The following is a 378-nucleotide window of genomic DNA, read 5'->3' as shown; positions in this document are numbered from 1 at the left end:
GAAGGGCATCAACGTGACGCCTTTCGTCGACGTGCTGCTGGTGGTGTTGGTGATCTTCATCCTGACCAGCAACGCCTCCATTCCCGGCATCGAGGTCAACCTGCCGAAGGCCAGCAACAGCACCGCACTGGAGAAGCCCAAGACCAAGGCGATCACCATCGACCCCAGTGGCCAGGTGTTCCTGGATGCCTACCCGGTGACGATGACCGAGCTGGAGGACCGCCTGCGTACCGAACGGGCAACCTCGCCGGATTTCCCGGTGATCGTGCGCGGTGATGCGCAGGTGCAGTACGCGCGCGTGGTCGAGGTGCTGGATCTGCTGCGTCGGCTGGAGCTGGCCCAGGTCGGCCTGGTCACCGGCAAGGCGCAGGGCTGAGG

At 64.8% G+C, this 378-nt stretch carries 1 protein-coding gene; it reads left to right on the top strand.

Translation table 11 applies throughout. The features are described 5' to 3' along the window. Nucleotides 1-376, top strand: a 376-nt coding sequence (locus AB4111_RS31245; protein ID WP_442035153.1) for an ExbD/TolR family protein, incomplete at its 5' end; no start/stop codon positions are given. Nucleotides 377-378 lie beyond the last annotated feature (2 nt).

The organism is Paenibacillus sp. 2KB_22, from assembly GCF_052115745.1.
In the GTDB taxonomy this organism is placed as follows: Bacteria; Bacillota; Bacilli; order Paenibacillales; family Paenibacillaceae; genus Paenibacillus.
Note: the sequence above shows the minus strand (reverse complement) of the source record. Positions and strands in the feature narration are given on the sequence as shown.